Source organism: Pseudomonas sp. NFACC14 (assembly GCF_900106885.1).
GTDB lineage: Bacteria > Pseudomonadota > Gammaproteobacteria > Pseudomonadales > Pseudomonadaceae > Aquipseudomonas > Aquipseudomonas fluorescens_AA.
This window is the reverse complement of sequence record NZ_FNOA01000006.1, coordinates 65,777-82,268: the sequence shown is the minus strand read 5'-3', so window position 1 is coordinate 82,268 and position 16,492 is coordinate 65,777. Positions and strand designations below refer to the sequence as shown.

Below are 16,492 nucleotides of genomic sequence, written 5' to 3'. Positions count from 1 at the left end.
TTGGCGCAACGTGTCACGGCGAGGCACGGGGGCGAGGCCTTGATAAAAGCCGGTGGTTCAAATGCCCGCCAGTTCCCGCAACTGCGCCAAAGTCTGCTCGTCCAGGGTAATCCCCTGCTCATTGGCCTTGCTGCGCTCGCGATGACGACGGTCTCCCGGCAACCGCCGCAGCCCGACGCCATGCATCTGCCTGACCAGTTCCCGGCTGCGTTCGGCAAAATCTTGCCCGGCGGACTTGCTGGGGTCGATCACGATCAACAACTGGCCAGTCCACGGCGTCTTGGCGCCCGGATGATTGTTCCAGTCGAATTCGAAGGAAAAGTTACCCCCGGTCAGGGCCGCCGCCAGCAACTCGACCATCATCGACAACGCCGAGCCCTTATGCCCGCCAAACGGCAGCAGCGCTCCGCCTTCGAGAATCGCCTTGGGGTCGCGGGTCGGTTGGCCGAGGCTGTCCACGCCCATGCCCGGCGGCAACAACTCCCCCTTGCGTGCAGCAATCTGTACGTCACCGTGGGCAATGGCGCTGGTGGCCAGGTCGAAGACAATCGGCTCACCGTCGGCCCGTGGTGCGGCGAAGGCAATGGGGTTGGTGCCGAACAGTGGACGATCCGCGCCATGGGGCACCACACACGTCATGCTGTTGACCACGCTCAACGCCACCAGGCCTTCGTAGGCAAACGGCTCGACATCCGGCCAGAGCGCCGCAAAGTGATGGGAGTTGCGAATGGCCAGGACGGCGATACCGGCGCTGCGGGCCTTTTCCACCAGCAATGGCCGCGCAGCAGCCAGGGCTGGCTGGGCAAAGCCATTGCCGGCATCCACCGCGACGAACCCTGACGCCACGTCTTCGACCACCGGCACGGCCTTGCCGTTGACCCAGCCGCTGTTCAGCGTCGAGACATAACCGGGGATGCGGAACACCCCATGGCTATGGGCACCGTCGCGCTCGGCCCCGGCGCAGTTTTCAGCCAGGCACCGGGCGACTTCGGTCGACGTGCCATGACGCAGGAAAATCTTCTCCAGCAAGCTCACCAGAGCATCGAAGGACAGGGTGCAAGAAGCGGCATGATCGGATGGTGCAGACATCTGAAGCTCCGGAATGATTGTTGGAGGTAGCAACAGCGTGAAGGACCCGCCCGGTGATTAAACACTGTTTCAGGCGCGCACTGTCAATCCTTCCACTGCCGATCGAAGAAGCCCGGCGTGCAATAACTATGTACCACCCTTGCCCATCCATCGCTGCCTAGTCTGAGCGCTTGCGCCCCATTCGCGGCGCCTTGATCGAGAAGCAACGATGACCACTGAAACCACGCCACTGCTATTTCCCGAGGTATTGAACGCCACTCGCCTGGACGAATTGACCGCTCCCCACGGCCTGACCCAGGCCGACCTCGACTGGTTGCACCATGTCTCCCTGCCCAGCCATGCGCAACGTGCGGCGCAGATGCCGTCGATGTCCGCCGAAACGATCCTGCTCCAGGCCGAGAACAAGGCGCCGATTCCATTGGCCGGCTGCTTTACCCTCAAGGTCCTGCCAGATACCGACGCAGCCGACCTCAAGCCTGCGTTCCTTTACACGCCGGACAAGGGGATTACCCGGTTCAGCGACCCGCAAGCCCTCGAAAACAAGATCGATGAAATGCTGCAGGACGCCGCAGGGCGCGACGATCTGTTTCGCTACCTGTCGATTTCCCAGCGCAGCGAACTGAACAGCACGACCGACCTCACACAAACCAGCCAGATCATCGACGAAGACGTTTTCAAGGCGCAGATCGAATCCATCGAATACGCCCAGAGCCTCAACGCCCTGGCCATGGTGGATGAGCTGATCAAACTGCCCACACTGACCTCGATGCTTGACCAGGCCTTGAACGAGCGGCTTCCCGACTTCGATCAACGACAGGCCCGCGTCGCCTTGCGCAAGGGTGTCCCGCTGGGCGCTACCCATGCGATCCCCGTCACCGAGAGCATTGCTCTGAGCGACGCCGTGCTGGTGTACTTTCACCATCAGGGTTGGCCTGCCGGGCATGACGTCGACCTGACGCACCCCGGCACGAGCGCACACACGGCGCAGCAATGGGAAGGCATCATCGAGGCCACGGCCAGGAACCTGATCCCCAAGCTCAGCCAATGCATCGATGCCTACTGGGCGGCGAACAGCCCCTTCCACCTGTCGCGCCGCCACTTTCTTGCCCGCGTCATTCGCGACGCATTGCAGGCCGCGATCCTGATCAAACGTGAAAAAGGGCAACTGACCCAGGCCCAAAGCCAGGAGTTGCTTCGACTGTTCAGGCCTTCGCGCCGGGAAGAGCCACTGCTGTTCATCGAAACGATTCGCCTCTGGGAATATGCGCCGCGTTTCGTCGAACTGGCGGGTTCGTTGATGATCAGCGGCAAGGATCATTATCTCTATACCCCCAGCCATGGTCTGCAGAAGGTCGCGAACTACCTGGGCTTCAAGGATGCACTGTTTAACCCCCCCGCCACAGTCAAGCCCGGGCAAGCGCTCTACAACCTCTTGAGCCTGGAAGAACGCAACCGTTTTCTGCGCTTCGACCAGCCGCAAGTGTCGGGCGAATCGGTGAACCTGCCAGTGGCCGAATCCCTGGCAGACGCGATCATTGCCAAACAGCTGGACAACTTGCACTACGCGTTGGAAATGTCCCGCCAGGGCGACGTCAACCTCCACTCACTCATCGACAAGGCGCTGGATATCCGCACCTTGATCAACAAAAGCCTGCTGGATCAGAAAACCGATGGGCATTGGGGTACACGACCGGCGTTTTACGGAGACTTGCGACCGTCCAACTTCATGGCCGACCAACTGGAAAGGAAGATCAAGAGCTACACCGATGTCGAAGACGCTTTTCACACCCACTTCATCAAGCTGCCCCCCGCCAACACGGCCTCGCTGCACAGCGGGCTGGACAAGCTGCTGCCTGAACTGACCAACGTTTTCTCACTGGGCCTGCGCGCCGAGACCGAACTCAGAGAACGTGACGCAACGCTACCCGCCGCCGCCCATGACTTGATCAGGAGCGTTTTCGCCTACGACGCCGACTACCCGGACCGCACGCAGCGCCCGGGCGTCAGAGGCTTTCAGCCAGATGTCTATTCGTTGAAGCTGACATGCCGTACCGAGGAGCGCGTGATTTCCCTACGCCTGGCCAACTGTTTTTTAATGACCGAGCGCGGCGGCCTGGATACTCCCTACTCGGGCATGGCCATCCTTTGGTCCCCCACCGACGGCCTACAGGCTTTTGCGAACGTCGAGCTGGCCACGGAGCAATTGAACAAAAACCTGCTGGACACTCGAAAACGCTTTGCCTGGCTCTCGAACCTGGCGCCCGCTCAACGCCTGCCCCACGGACGCTACCAACTCCAGGCCTATGAACTGCTGGAAGATAATGTGCTGGTGAATCGGATGAATTCGTTCATCGAACAGTTCAAGAGCGAGCGCAATTACTTGAGCACGTTGAAGGTCGGGGATTGGAAACTCAGCGGATCGGCGCTGCGCAACAGCCTCGACGCCTTGCTGGCCAAAGGCGCGCCCACCAATCTGAAGCGCGCCGTGGACATCGCCCGAGCCAACAGGCGACAACAGACACTGCCCGCCTGGCTCGGTACGGCGTCCCTGGAAGATCAACGCCTGCATATCGAACTGCTCGAGCAGTACAGGAACAGCGTGGTCGATGCCGATGCCAAGGACTACCTCGACGGTATCGAGCCATTGCGCACCTACGTGCATAAAAAGCTCAAAGCGTTACTGGACGCACGTTTCCCTGGAAAAAACCTCGACCCCGACACCCTCCAGATCACACCGAACCTTGCCGTCGTGGGGCCGGCCAGCGCGTTGACCGACTTTGCCTTGCATCATGTCGATGTGACCCGAAACGGCTTCAAGATTTCGTCAACCTCCACGCACAAACTGCCCGACGGCTTGAACGAGATGGCGGTCAGGCAAATATTATCGTCATTGGATATTTCCACCGCCTATAAAGCACAGGTCGTGGAGAAACTTTCCGGTTCTGCCGCGCCAGGCTTGCAAAGCAAGCGACGGTTCCGCCGACAACTCCCCTGGCAACTGCTGCAACATGCTCACGCCCGGCACCTGCAGCAACAGCTCTCCAGCAAGGCATTCGACCTGATTCGCCAGGTACTGGACATGCCGGACGCCATCGCCCGTAGCGCGGTCGAAGGCGCCAGCGCCGTGTTTCGCCCAGTGGAACTGATCAAGACCGGCGGCGCGGCGGCGGTCAAGGCCCTTGGGCTTTACCTGGTGGGTTCGAGCGCCCAGGCAGCCAACCCCCTTGTCCTGTATGCCCCTTATCACTCAGGTCATTGCTTTACCGAATTCAAGGACGAAGCGAGTGTGGTCGCGGCCTTCAACACGCCCGGCGCGCTCCAGGATCTGCTGGTCCACCGGCTTCCCGAGGATCAGCGAGCCATTTTCAAGAACCTGTTCGCTTCGACACTCGGGCGCCTTTCGGAAATCACCCTGGGGTCCAACCCTGTTCGCACAAACCTGCTCGACACGCTGTTCGATGACAACACGAAGTTGCTGGCAGAACTGTTGGGTTCCCAGGCACAGGACAAGCGTCAATTCGACTGGAGTACCGTCTTGCACCTGTTCAGCTCGGGCATCCGGTTAGTGGGAAGACAGTTGCCAGGCAAACTGACGTTCATAGAAACGCTGTGGGACAGTTACCAGGACTTCAAGGCGTCTTCCGAGGCCCTGCAAGCGCGTGACTGGAAAGCCGGCTTGCACAACTTCATCGCCGGCGCCGCCGAGATGGTCTCGCTGGGCCTGCTCAATCGCGACGATACATTCGGTCTGCTCGATCCCGTTGAACCCGCCTTGCCAAGTGCCCCGTCGACGCTCGACTGGAAGAGCATCGCTTCCACCGGCCAACTGCGTACCGACCTGGGCGTCTTCGAAGCCACGGGCGTCAGCCTGTCCAACCTGCAAAAAAACCTGGCTGATGGAACTTACAAGGCCATGGAAAACGGCAGGCTTTATATCCCCTTGGCCGGCAAAGTCTTTCAAGTGGCAAAAGCCGGCCAAAACTGGCGAATCATTCATGAACACGGCGAGGGACCGTTTTTGAAAAAGTCCCCGGATGGCCGGACATGGGAAATCGACCCACAGCGCCAAACCATCCGCTTTGGCAAGGCCGGCTCGAAGATGGCCATCACCTATAGCGACTTCAAAGCCAAAGGCTCATTGAATATTGAAGCACGAGGCATGACGGAAATACGCCGGAAATATCAACATCGGGCAAATGCGATCGTGCAGGCCCTGGAGACCGCGCGGTTCTACTCGTTCAATGCCCTTCACAACCTCCATCAACTCAAGCAACAGGTTGTTCCGGGCTCTCGACTGGACAACTACCTCAGATTGTTTTTTGGTGTCAGCAGCGTCGACGCCAGTCTTATCCGCAAAATAGAGACGGCGATCTCGCCGATATGCCAGGCCTTGGCCGATCCTTCCTGGGAACTGCAAAATGCGAACCGCATCGTTGTCGGCCACCTCAAACATCTGGAGGACAGAGCCACTGCATTCGTGCTCGAACCGACCGCCGTTGGAAGAATCTACCTCACACAGTTCTTCTTCGACATGGAATTGGATGGGTACAAGGCCGTCGTCCCCGATACGTTTAATGTCGACGCCCATGCCCAGGCAGCGACCTTCATCCATGAAGTCTCCCATCAGCTGTTCGATACCCTCGATATCATCTATCTGGACGCGGTACTGCCATTCCTCGACTTGATTTCAACAGCGACTCATCCAGGGCAAGTGCAATACGCCAAGCAAAAGGACCTGCAACTCAACGGACTTTCATTGACCACCCCAAAATCCAAACTGTTCATGCATTGGGACAGCGCAGACAACACCTACAAGAAGTTTGAGCTGCTGCCTTTGTACAAAGAAACAACCCGGGAGATCCTGAAGATCACTGGCGCCAAAACCATGGATATTGCCCGCGATGATTTTCTGGATCCGATTTTGCCGGGCAAGCGCATCGACGTCATACTTCGCAACGCCGACTCGCTCACACTGGTGATTTGTGAACTAGGACGGCAACTCGATGCGAGTCCTTCCCGGCAACTTGCCGTGCCGTGAGCTGCACAAGAGGGGGGTTGATTAATGCCAGTCAAAAACCCGTGGGAGCAAAGCTTGCTCGCGATAGCGGCCGATCAGTCAATGGCATGTCGACTGGCTCACCCAATCGCGAGCAAGCTTTGCTCCACGGGTTTGAGGCTTGACTGACTGGCGCTAGGGGTGTTGATCTTTTTTTCACGCAAAGTATGCGACGGTAGGCTACGACTGTTGTTTGAGCGAAAAAACAGGCTCATTGATGCGCAAACGCCATGACGGCAGTTCTCGGCAGCTCATGCCGAAGGTTAGAATGCGGCAAACCAGGACGAATCAATGACCGAACATACCCTCTCGGAAGCCGAATACGACGCCATTACCGATGCCGCAGCCCATTGGTGCATGCGGTTGCATGCCGTCGACTGCACCGATGCCGAACGGCAGGCATTCAAGCAGTGGCACGATGCCGATCCCCTGCATGCTTTCGAATACCAAGCCATGCTGGAAATCTGGGATGTTGCCGATCATCTGCCGCGTGTCGAGGCCGTAGCCGCCACTCCAGCGTCCAGGCCCCGGTCGCGCTGGAGCCGGTTGGCTGTGGCGGCCGCAGTGTTCGTCGTCGGCCTGCCCCTGGCCGCCTACACTGGCTGGAACCTGGACTGGATCGCCAATTCCTACCAGCGGTTCGAAGCCGGCACGAGCGTGCGCCATGTCACCCTGAGCGACGGCAGCCAGGTGGAACTCAACCTGGGCAGCGAGCTGACCTTCGCCAACCACAAGCACGAGCGCCGGGTAACCCTGGAAAAGGGCGAGGCGTTTTTTGACGTCAGCCATGACAAACAGCATCCGTTTGTCGTGCGCGCGGGCCAAGGCCAGGTGCGTGTGACCGGTACTCGCTTCAACGTCTGGATGTACCAGGACCAGGTGCGGGTCACGCTGGTGGAAGGCTCGGTCAAGGTCACCAGCAACCAGGCGCTCACCCATAACGGCCTGCAACTTTCGCCGGGCATGCAGGCGAGCTACAAGGCGGGCGACTATCAGCCCCAAGTCCGCGAGACGGCCGCGAACGACAGCTCGCTGGCGTGGCGCAACGGCAAGCTGGTGCTGGATGACCTCGCCCTGAGCGACGCGCTACCGCTGATCAACCGCTACCTCGAGCGTCCCGTCATGCTCGCTGACAACAGCACCGGCGGCCTGCGTGTCGGCGGTGTCTACAACATCAGCGAAGTACAGAACCTCGTGGCTTCGTTACCCAAAGTCCTGCCGGTCTACCTGACCCAGAACAAGGACGGCAACCCGGTGCTCAACTCCATTGGGCAGCGGCCGGTCCAATAACTGAAAGTCTCCCCTGTGGGAGTAAAGCGTGCTCGCGATAGCGGTGAATCAGCCTGACTCGTTCTTGAAGTACCGCCCCTATCGCGAGCAAGCTCGCTCCCACATTGGCAGTGTGGTGGACTCAGGTTATGTGAACGCCGCAACGCCCCTGTGGGAGCGAGCTTGCTCGCGATGACGCCGGCAAGCACAACAGCGGTTACTGCGTCGCCACCCTGCCCGCCTCATCACGCTCACGGATAATCACGGCCTGATAATGCGGATCGGCCTTGATCTGCTGTTCGGTGAAAGGCAGCACACTCCACTGCTTCTGCGAAAACGCCTGGGTCTGGTCGGCCGAATACGGTGAAGCGGGGTCGCTGGAAATGGAGAACGCCAACAATCCCTGGGCTTGCGGACCTTTACCGTCAAACGTCACCACTTGCAGGTAGCTGGTACCGCTGACCACCTCCCGCTTGCCGTTCGCCCCCGGCACGCTCTGGATCGCGTTATAGATGCCCAACTCCCCGGGGCCGCCGTGGATCGGCGTCTGTCGGCTGCCGCTGCTGGCCACCTGGACGTCCTGCCATCGGCTGTCCTTCGACAACCCCGCAACCTTCACCGCCTCCACCGAAGCCAGCATGGCCTCGCGCACAGCCTTGAGCACCGGCGGTCGCTCGATCGCCAGGCCACGCGGGGTGCGTTGCGGGTCTTTGGGATCGAACGCAACGCGCCATGAATCCGGCACTGCCTGCAGCCGTTCCATGATCTGCTGGAAGTACACGAACCCCAGACCGCTGTTCAGGCCGGCCTTGCGATCCCAGGCCTTGAGGCTGGTACAGGCCCCGGCCAATGTCGACGCATCGCCCCCCAGGTCACCGGCGCAAACGCCGAGCAGGTCCGGCATCACCTGGTCAGCCAGGTAAACTTGATCGTCCATGACCATGCGCTGCAAATCCTCCACTTTCACCGGCCCGTCCTTGGCCAACTGGCCCACCCGTTCCAGCGCAAACCGCGCCCGCAGGCCCAGCGGCTGGCCTTGCTGGCTGATCACCGGGGAAAAACCGGACAACGGCTGCGCGGGGTTGACCATCCAGGCCGAATCGTTGGAGTTCTGCACGTAATCGCGGCGCAGCAACTGCGGGAGCTTGTCGGCGGCATAAATGCCCTTTTGCACGGCGTTGGCATCGCTGCCCCAGGCACACTCGCTGCGACTGCCATCCAACACGATCAGCTGCAATCCGGCCCTGGGATCGCTGCACCGGGCCAGTTTGTCGGCGTCGACGTTCGGCACCACCGACACGTTCATGTAGAGGCTTTGCCCCTGGTCGTCCACCGCCAGGGTATTGACCCAGGGAATGCCTTGGATCTTATGGACAGCGTCCTGCAAATCCTTGAGGGTGACGGCCTTGTTCATGGCGTACCACTGGGCCAGCACGCGATCGTTTTCCAGGTTCGCGTCCCGCAGGCTGTAGGCGAACCGGTTGTCCCAGTCCAGCCGGCCAGGCCATTGCACGATCAGGCCGAACTGCGAGCCATAGACCACGCGGGAAACCGTCTGCACCTGGCCGTCGGGTTGCCTGATGTCCACCGCGACCGTCTGCTGGCTCATCGGCACGGATTTGCCATCGAGCAGGTAGCGGGTCGGATCTTTCGGGTCGAGCTGCAGCCGGTACAGGGTGAAATGCTTGGAACTGTCGACGGTGTGGGTCCAGGCCAGGTGCTGGCTGAAACCGATATTGATCATCGGCAGGCCTGGCAGCGCCGCCCCCATGACGTCCAGCTTGCCGGGAATGGTCAGGTGCATCTGGTAGAAACGCATGCCGCCCACCCACGGGAAATGCGGGTTCGCCAGCAGCATCCCGCGACCGTTGAACGAACGCTCACTGCCGATGGCCAGGGCATTGCTGCCGCGTTCCAGGGCAAAACGCTGCTGGCGGGTTGCGGCGGCGGCGAAACCGGCGACCGGGGTGTGCGCGAGGGCCGTCGCCTGGGGCGGTTGCGCGCCAGCCAGGGCTTCGGCGAACTGGCCGACGCCGCCTTCCACCAACAACCGACGGGTCAATTTGACCAGGTCCAGCGCGGTGATCGGCCGCACCCAATCGCTGGCGCACTGCTCGGGCAGGCCCTTGGCCTTGCGCTCGGCCAACGCGCGGTTGTAGCCCGCCGCATAACCTTCGACCAGTTGTTGCACTTGAGGCGTCTGGGCCTGCCAGAAACCGGAGACCGCTTGCGGCGTGTTGAGCCAACTGAAAAACAGATCGCTGACGCGGTTCTGCCGCTGCTCGACCGTGACCTGCTCGGGCCCGAAATAACGCGAGCGCTGGGCATTGACCGTGACGATCTCGTTGGCCAGCAGGCACAGATTGTCCTGGGCATAGGCATAACCGATGCCATAACCCAGCCCACGCTCGTCCTGAGCCCGGATATGTGGCACGCCAAAACGGGTGCGACGGATCTCGGCACTGGCCTGCTGCCCATCGTCCTGTGCATTGACCACGGGGCTGAGCCCGAGGGCGATCCCTAGAAAAGCACCTGCAAGGCCAACCCTCGATAACTGCCCGGACATTCTCACGTTCACTCCTGATGAAAACTGCAGAAACCAGGACGGCTACCGGTGCGCCAGTAGACAAGCACTCGGCCCGCCTGGGAAATCACACGCCGCATACTGGGCCGGAATGTGCCTACCTTGAAAACGAACCGGATGAAAAAAAATTAATGACCGCACACCGCTTGAATACGGGGGTTTGACGAAGCAGGGGCAATTTTTTCACATCACCGCCCTCATGATTGCGCATCCTCGTTCGTCCTATTACAGGAGAGCATTCGTGACCTTTTCTGATCTGGCTGGTAAGGAGTTTCTGCATGCGTAACGCGCAACTGCCCATGGAGGGCAAGCCAAGGCCGACCGGCGTCCCGCTGAGCGCCACCCACCGTGAATTCGAGAGACCGCCAGAGCGCGGCGGCAACGACCATATCAGGCGCCTGCTCAAGAGCTTCGGGCTCAGGACCAGCCTGATTCGCCTCAAAGTCATCGACGCGTTGCTCAAGGCCGCCCACGAAAACCGCTGCCTGGGCGTGCGTGGTGTGCACAGTCAGTTATTGGGGCTGGACATTCCGTTGTCCTTTCTCAGCGTGCGCGAGGTGTTGAAGCGCCTGTGCAGCGAGGGTGTCGTGACCCTCAACCCCGATAAAAGCTACCGCCTGCACCCCAGCGCGCTGGCCGTGCTCGAGGCCGAGGAATGAAGCCGGCGCTCAGGGCTTGACCTTGCGCCGCATCACGCCGTTGATCACCACCACGATGACCGCCACGGCAATGGCGATGTATTGAAACAGCTGCTCGCTGATCATGCCCTTGCCCTGCATCCAGGACAGCCCGAGCATGATTGCCAGGACGACGAGGACGATCAGAATCGAGTATTTCAAACGTTGCGAATGAGTCATTGCCAATTTCCTGAATGTATCCGTTCTGTATCCGAAGGCTTGCCGATCCATACCTCATCTACCGGAATGACGACTCACCAACGGGACCCCATGGTACAGCCGAAGGCGTGTCTTCGTGCAATCCGCTCGTTTTATCCCTTGGCTGACTGACCTCTAAAGCTGCGTCCTCCCAGGCCGATATATACGGAACTGCCCATTCGCCAGTTCCAGAAAATCGCCTTCGTGCAAGGATTCCCCGTATGCCCTCACTCCGAACGATTCAGGCTCGCTATACCCTGTTTCTGGTTGTTTTCATGCTGGTGGTGTCCCTCTTGACCGTGGTGGGCATCAGTTACCTGGTCGCGCCCAAGCTGCGCCAGACGGAAGAGAAAGTGGCACTTAACCGCATCGCCGAGGTTGCCGAGCAGATCCAGGGCGAACTGAACAAGGTACAGGCGCAGCAACGCAGCATTACCCAGACCATCCCGCTGCTCGACAGCGATGCCATCGACAAAGTGCTGCCGGGGCTGGTGGACCAGTACGGCGAGCTGAAAGTCTTCGGCGGCGGGATCTGGCCCTTGCCCAACCAGCGGGCCGAGGGACGCAGCAAATTCAGCACGTTCTGGCACCGCGACGCGTCCGGCAAACTGGTGGTCAATACCTTCTGGAACAGTGACGCCGCGCCCAACTATTACGAACAACCCTGGCACAAGGGCGGCATGGCCACTCCACCGGGCAAATGCGCCTGGGCCGCGGCCTACAAAGACGACGCCAGCGCCGAACCACGCACCAACTGCGCCATGGCCATCCAGAAAAACGGCGTGCCTTACGGCGTTTCCACCATCGACGTGACCCTGGGCTTCTTCAATGAGCTGGTGGCACGCAAGGAAGCCGACCTGAGCGCCGAGATGCTGATCGTCGAAGGCGACGGCAAGATCATCAGCAACAGTTCGCGCATCAGCGGTCCGATCGTGCTGAAGAACATCAGTGAACTGGCGGCCACCTCGCCATTCGCCGCCCAGGTCAAGGCGGGCCTGGCCAAGCGCGACCAGCCGCTGCAACGTGTGGAGTTCGACAACAAGGGCGAGGCCAGTACCTTCTTCATGCGCCCTATCGAAGGTTCGCCGTGGTTCCTTGCCACCGCGTTGCCGACCCGCCTGATCACGGCCCAGCGCGATGATGTACTGAGCACGCTGAGCCTGCTGCAGATCCCGATGGTGATCCTGCTGGTCTTGATGCAGCTGTACGCGATCCGCCAATTAACCAATCGCATGAAGGTTCTCAAAGGCAACATCGACGCCCTGTCCACTGGCGATGCCGACCTGACCCGACGCATCACCATCCGGGCCGAGGATGAATTGGGGGCGATCGGGCACTCGGTCAACCGCTTCATCGCTTACCTGCAAGACATGATCGGTGAAGTCACCCAGGCCACCGGCGCCATGGCGTCGAGCCTGGGCGATCTGCAGCGGACCTCGGCCCACACCAGTGAAATCCTGATGCGCCACGCCTCGGAAACCGACCAGACCGTGACGGCCATCACCCAGATGAGCTCCACGGCTGAAAGCGTCGCGCATAACGCGGCCGAGACCGCGGCGTTCACCCAACGCGCCAACGAGCATGCCGATCGCTCCCGCGTGGTGGTCGGTGAGGCCTCCAACAGCGTGGTGGCCTTGATCGACGAAGTGGCCAGCGCCACCCGCAAAGTCGAGAGCATGCAACAGGACGCTCAGCGCATCACCGAGATCCTGGGTGTGATCGGCGCCATCGCCGGGCAGACCAACCTGCTGGCCCTCAACGCGGCCATTGAAGCCGCCCGGGCAGGCGAGCAAGGCCGTGGTTTTGCCGTGGTGGCCGACGAAGTCCGCGCCCTCGCCGCCCGCACCCAGGCCAGCACCTCGGAAATCAATGAAATGCTGACCCGCCTGACCCAAGGCGTGAGTTCGTCGGTCTCGGCCATGGAAAACACCCAGGCCAGCTGCCAGTCGGCCGCCGACGCGACCTCCCGCGTCAACTCTGGCCTGGACGAAATGGCCGGCTCGGTCAGCCAGATCAACAGCCTGAGCACCCAGATCGCCACGGCCGCCGAGCAACAAAGCGCGGTGACCGAGGAGATCAATCGCAGCATGGTGCAAATCCGCCACATGGTGGAGGAACTGGTGGAAAGTGGCCTGGCCAGCGAAACCAACACCCGGCAATTGCTGGAAGCCAACACACGGGTGAATGCGATCATGGGGCGCTTCAAGGTTCGCTAAAACCTCACCATCTCCTGTGGGAGCGAGCTTGCTCGCGATAGCGTCGGATCAACTGCAAGGTTGTGACTGACAAACCGCTATCGCGAGCAAGCTCGCTCCCACAGGACTGTATTCGCCCTCCCAACCTGACAATTCTGTAATCCCTGCCTCAGCCCCCTGTCAGCTCGTGCTCGCTACTCTGTTATCCTTGCGCCAAACCGTTCGACACGAGACCTCCTTCATGGCCAACTCCCTGCACCTGCTCGCCTTGAGCGCCCTGTTCATGACCACCCTGGCCCAGGCCGCCGAACCGGTCACCATCGATGTGCACCGCGACGCCAATTGCGGCTGCTGCAAAAAGTGGATCTCGCATCTGCAAGAAAACGGCTTCAAGGTCAACGACCATGTCGAGGCCGACATGAGTTCGGTCAAGCAACGCCTGGGCGTGGCGCCGAACCTGCGCTCCTGCCACACCGCCGAAATCAACGGCAAATTCGTCGAGGGCCATGTCCCGGCCGACCAGGTACTGGCGCTGAGCAAGCGCGATGACTTGCTCGGCGTGGCCGCACCGGGCATGCCCATGGGCTCGCCCGGCATGGAAATGGACGGCATGAGCGACGCTTATCAAGTGATCGGCCTGAAAAAAGACGGGACCCAAACCGTAGTGGCGGATTACCCGGCCCACTGATGGGCCAAGCCTATATCGGCTTGTTCCTGGCGGCATTTGGCGCGGCGACCTTGCTGCCGCTGCAATCGGAGGCCTTGTTGGTCGGCCTGTTGCTCGGCGAGCGACACGTTGTCTGGCTGTTGCTGGGGGTCGCCACGCTCGGCAACGTCCTGGGTTCGCTGGTGAACTGGTGGCTGGGCACGCGCCTGGAACACTTCAAGGACCGACGCTGGTTTCCGGTCAGCCCGACACACCTGGACAAGGCTCGCGTGCATTACCAGCGCTTCGGCCGCTGGTCGCTGCTGCTCAGTTGGTTGCCGATCATCGGCGATCCGTTGACCCTGGTGGCCGGGGTGATGGGTGAGCCGTGGCGCCGCTTCCTGCTGATCGTGACCGTTGCCAAAGGCTTGCGCTATGGCGTTCTCGCCCTGGCCACGCTGGGCTGGATGGGTTGAACATTCGGGCCGTTCGGTTGCCTGTGGTTAATGTCGCCATAATCGGGTCGCGCCAGGATCGGCGGCGGCCACAAGGAGATTGACCATGTCCCGAACCCCCACGCGCTGGTTGCCCAGCCTCTTGCTCAGCGCCGCCCTGCCCCTGCTCGTCCAGGCCGCCACCCCGCCGGAAAGCCCGGCCTACGGCGCCCAGCTGGAGGGCTTCGAATACCCCTATACCCTCAAGCACTTCGCCTTCCAGTCCCAGGGCCAATCGTTGCAGATGGGCTATATGGACGTGCCGGCCCAAGGCAAGGTCAATGGCCGCACCGTGGTGCTGATGCACGGCAAGAATTTCTGCGCCGCCACCTGGGGCGATTCGATCAAGGCGCTGAGCGAAGCCGGCTACCGGGTCATCGCCGCGGACCAGGTCGGCTTCTGCACATCGAGCAAACCCGAGCATTACCAGTACAGCTTCCAGCAACTGGCGACCAACACCCAGGCCTTGCTCAAGGCCCTCGGTATACAGAAAGCCATCGTCCTCGGCCATTCCACCGGCGGCATGCTCGCCACCCGTTACGCCTTGCAGTTCCCCGATCAGGTCGAGCGCCTGGCGATGGTCAATCCCATTGGCCTGGAAGACTGGAAAGCCTTGGGCGTGCCCTACCGCACCGTGGACCAATGGTACGCCCGTGAGCTGAAAGTCACCGCCGAGGGCATTCGCAATTACGAGCGCACGACCTATTACGCCGGCCGCTGGAAACCTGAGTTCGACCGCTGGGTGGACATGCTCGCCGGTTTGAACAAGGGCCCGGGCCATACACAAGTGGCGTGGAACTCGGCGCTGATCTACGACATGATCTTCACCCAGCCGGTCTATTACGAGTTCAAGGACCTGACCGTACCCACCCTGTTGTTGATCGGTACCTCCGACACCACCGCCATCGGCAGCGACATCGCGCCGCCGGCGGTAAAGGCCAAGCTGGGCCGCTACGAGGTATTGGGCAAGCAGGCCGCCGGGCTGATTCCCCGCTCGACCCTGGTGGAGTTCCCCAATCTGGGGCATGCCCCGCAGATGGAAGAGCCGGATCGGTTTCACAAGGCCCTGCTGGACTGGCTGGACAAACCCATTCCCTGACGAGGTGTTCCATGGCGGTGCAAATAGCAGTCATAGACGATTGGCAAGATGTGGCACGCGGTGTGGTGGACTGGTCGGTGCTGGACAGCGTCGGCCCAGTGACCTTTTTCCACGACTATCCCGCCGACCGCCACACCCTCGCCGAACGCTTGCAGCGCTTCGAGGTGATCTGCGTGATGCGCGAACGCACCGTGTTCGACGAAGGCCTGCTGCGCCGCCTGCCTAATCTCAAGCTGCTGCTCACCGGCGGCATGCGCAATGCCGCCCTGGACCTGAAGGCCGCCGCCGAGCTGGGCATCCAGGTGTGTGGCACCGACAGCTACAAGCATGCCGCGCCCGAACTAACCTGGGCGCTGATCATGGCCCTGGCCCGCAACCTGGTGCAGGAAGCCAATGCCTTGCGCGCCGGTCTGTGGCAGCAAGGCCTGGGCGGCGACCTGCACGGCAAGACGCTGGCGATCCTCGGCCTGGGCAGCATCGGTACACGGGTGGCGCAGTTCGGCCAGGTGTTCGGCATGCGGGTCATCGCCTGGAGCCAGAACCTCAGCGCCGAACGGGCCGCCGAAGTGGGCGTGACCTACGTCAGCAAGCAGGTGTTGTTCGAACAGGCCGACATTCTCTCGATCCACCTGGTGCTCGGCGAACGCACCCGCGGCCTGGTGGATGCCCAGGCGCTGGGCTGGATGAAACCGGAGGCGCTGCTGGTCAACACCTCCCGCGGGCCGATCGTCGATGAAACCGCCCTGATCGACGCCCTCCAGCAGCGGCGCCTGGCCGGCGCCGCCCTGGACGTCTTCGCCCAGGAGCCCTTGCCTCTGGCCCATCCATTCCGCACCCTGGAGAACGTGCTGGCCACACCTCACGTGGGTTACGTCAGCCGACAGAATTACCAGCAGTTCTATTCCCAAATGATCGAAGACCTGCTGGCCTGGGCGGCGGGCCAGCCAATTCGCTTGCTGACGCCGACGAGCTGAACCCCGCGGAGCATCCTCCCTTGCTGTGGGAGCGAGCTTGCTCGCGATAGCGGAGGGTCAGTTGCAGGTTTGTGCCTGACACACCTCTATCGCCAGCTCGCGCCCACGGGAAACAGCGTGCTTCCAAGATGTTATTGGCCATCAAAACGCCTCTACCCCACCCGCCCTCCAATGGTGCATCACGCCATTCCATCGCGCACGCCAATGAGCC

At 61.2% G+C, this 16,492-nt stretch carries 10 protein-coding genes and 2 pseudogenes; 9 read left to right on the top strand and 3 right to left on the bottom strand.

The annotated features are described in order from the left end of the window. Window positions 1-57 precede the first annotated feature (57 nt). Entirely contained in the window at window positions 58-1,089 is a 1,032-nt protein-coding gene (locus tag BLU85_RS11885) for an Ldh family oxidoreductase (protein WP_092199482.1), read from the bottom strand. 208 nt (window positions 1,090-1,297) lie between these two features. On the opposite strand from BLU85_RS11885, the gene BLU85_RS11880 reads away from it, so the two are divergent. Together BLU85_RS11880 and BLU85_RS11875 are read left to right on the top strand one after the other, a co-directional pair. Beyond that, complete coding sequence (locus BLU85_RS11880) at window positions 1,298-6,127, top strand: dermonecrotic toxin domain-containing protein (protein WP_092199479.1); 4,830 nt, start codon at window positions 1,298-1,300, stop codon at window positions 6,125-6,127. A 309-nt stretch (window positions 6,128-6,436) separates the two neighbouring features. Beyond that, entirely contained in the window at window positions 6,437-7,435 is a 999-nt protein-coding gene (locus BLU85_RS11875) for a FecR family protein (protein ID WP_092199476.1), read from the top strand. A 196-nt stretch (window positions 7,436-7,631) separates the two neighbouring features. Here the strand turns inward: BLU85_RS11875 and BLU85_RS11870 are convergent, their stop codons facing one another. After that, a complete protein-coding gene (locus tag BLU85_RS11870; RefSeq protein ID WP_092199472.1) occupies window positions 7,632-9,980 on the bottom strand; it encodes a bifunctional acylase PvdQ in 2,349 nt (782 codons plus the stop codon). 296 nt (window positions 9,981-10,276) lie between these two features. On the opposite strand from BLU85_RS11870, the gene BLU85_RS11865 reads away from it, so the two are divergent. Further along, window positions 10,277-10,657 carry a fe2+ zn2+ uptake regulation protein gene (locus BLU85_RS11865; protein ID WP_092199469.1) on the top strand — a complete coding sequence of 127 codons (381 nt, stop codon included), beginning with the start codon at window positions 10,277-10,279 and terminating at the stop codon, window positions 10,655-10,657. A 9-nt stretch (window positions 10,658-10,666) separates the two neighbouring features. Here the strand turns inward: BLU85_RS11865 and BLU85_RS11860 are convergent, their stop codons facing one another. Continuing rightward, complete coding sequence (locus tag BLU85_RS11860) at window positions 10,667-10,855, bottom strand: hypothetical protein (protein ID WP_042731964.1); 189 nt, start codon at window positions 10,853-10,855, stop codon at window positions 10,667-10,669. A 239-nt stretch (window positions 10,856-11,094) separates the two neighbouring features. Between BLU85_RS11860 and BLU85_RS31690 the strand changes: the two are divergent. The 6 genes and pseudogenes from BLU85_RS31690 to BLU85_RS11835 form a co-directional block, all read left to right on the top strand. Beyond that, window positions 11,095-12,231 (top strand): annotated as a pseudogene (locus BLU85_RS31690) (cache domain-containing protein); the annotation flags it as partial. A gap of 330 nt (window positions 12,232-12,561) precedes the next feature. Further along, window positions 12,562-13,089, top strand: a pseudogene (locus BLU85_RS31685) (methyl-accepting chemotaxis protein); the annotation flags it as partial. Between the two features lie 220 nt (window positions 13,090-13,309). Continuing rightward, entirely contained in the window at window positions 13,310-13,756 is a 447-nt protein-coding gene (locus tag BLU85_RS11850) for a DUF411 domain-containing protein (RefSeq protein WP_092199463.1), read from the top strand. After that, window positions 13,756-14,190 (top strand): YqaA family protein, encoded by a 435-nt coding sequence (locus BLU85_RS11845; protein WP_092199460.1) that lies wholly within the window; start codon window positions 13,756-13,758, stop codon window positions 14,188-14,190. Before BLU85_RS11850 ends, BLU85_RS11845 begins: the two co-directional genes overlap by 1 nt. An 85-nt stretch (window positions 14,191-14,275) precedes the next feature. Further along, the gene (locus BLU85_RS11840) at window positions 14,276-15,307 is read left to right on the top strand and encodes an alpha/beta fold hydrolase (RefSeq protein WP_092199457.1); all 1,032 of its coding nucleotides are present in this window, start codon (window positions 14,276-14,278) and stop codon (window positions 15,305-15,307) included. An 11-nt stretch (window positions 15,308-15,318) separates the two neighbouring features. Beyond that, entirely contained in the window at window positions 15,319-16,281 is a 963-nt protein-coding gene (locus tag BLU85_RS11835) for a D-2-hydroxyacid dehydrogenase family protein (protein WP_092199454.1), read from the top strand. Window positions 16,282-16,492: the final 211 nt, after the last annotated feature.

What these genes read in the sequence shown, in the direction of transcription:
- BLU85_RS11870 (WP_092199472.1), bottom strand. Translation starts at nt 9,980, where the DNA reads ATGTCCGGGCAGTTATCGAGGGTTGGCCTTGCAGGTGCTTTTCTAGGG.
- BLU85_RS11860 (WP_042731964.1), bottom strand. Translation starts at nt 10,855, where the DNA reads ATGACTCATTCGCAACGTTTGAAATACTCGATTCTGATCGTCCTCGTC.
- BLU85_RS11865 (WP_092199469.1), top strand. Translation starts at nt 10,277, where the DNA reads ATGCGTAACGCGCAACTGCCCATGGAGGGCAAGCCAAGGCCGACCGGC.
- BLU85_RS11885 (WP_092199482.1), bottom strand. Translation starts at nt 1,089, where the DNA reads ATGTCTGCACCATCCGATCATGCCGCTTCTTGCACCCTGTCCTTCGAT.
- BLU85_RS11880 (WP_092199479.1), top strand. Translation starts at nt 1,298, where the DNA reads ATGACCACTGAAACCACGCCACTGCTATTTCCCGAGGTATTGAACGCC.
- BLU85_RS11845 (WP_092199460.1), top strand. Translation starts at nt 13,756, where the DNA reads ATGGGCCAAGCCTATATCGGCTTGTTCCTGGCGGCATTTGGCGCGGCG.
- BLU85_RS11840 (WP_092199457.1), top strand. Translation starts at nt 14,276, where the DNA reads ATGTCCCGAACCCCCACGCGCTGGTTGCCCAGCCTCTTGCTCAGCGCC.
- BLU85_RS11850 (WP_092199463.1), top strand. Translation starts at nt 13,310, where the DNA reads ATGGCCAACTCCCTGCACCTGCTCGCCTTGAGCGCCCTGTTCATGACC.
- BLU85_RS11835 (WP_092199454.1), top strand. Translation starts at nt 15,319, where the DNA reads ATGGCGGTGCAAATAGCAGTCATAGACGATTGGCAAGATGTGGCACGC.
- BLU85_RS11875 (WP_092199476.1), top strand. Translation starts at nt 6,437, where the DNA reads ATGACCGAACATACCCTCTCGGAAGCCGAATACGACGCCATTACCGAT.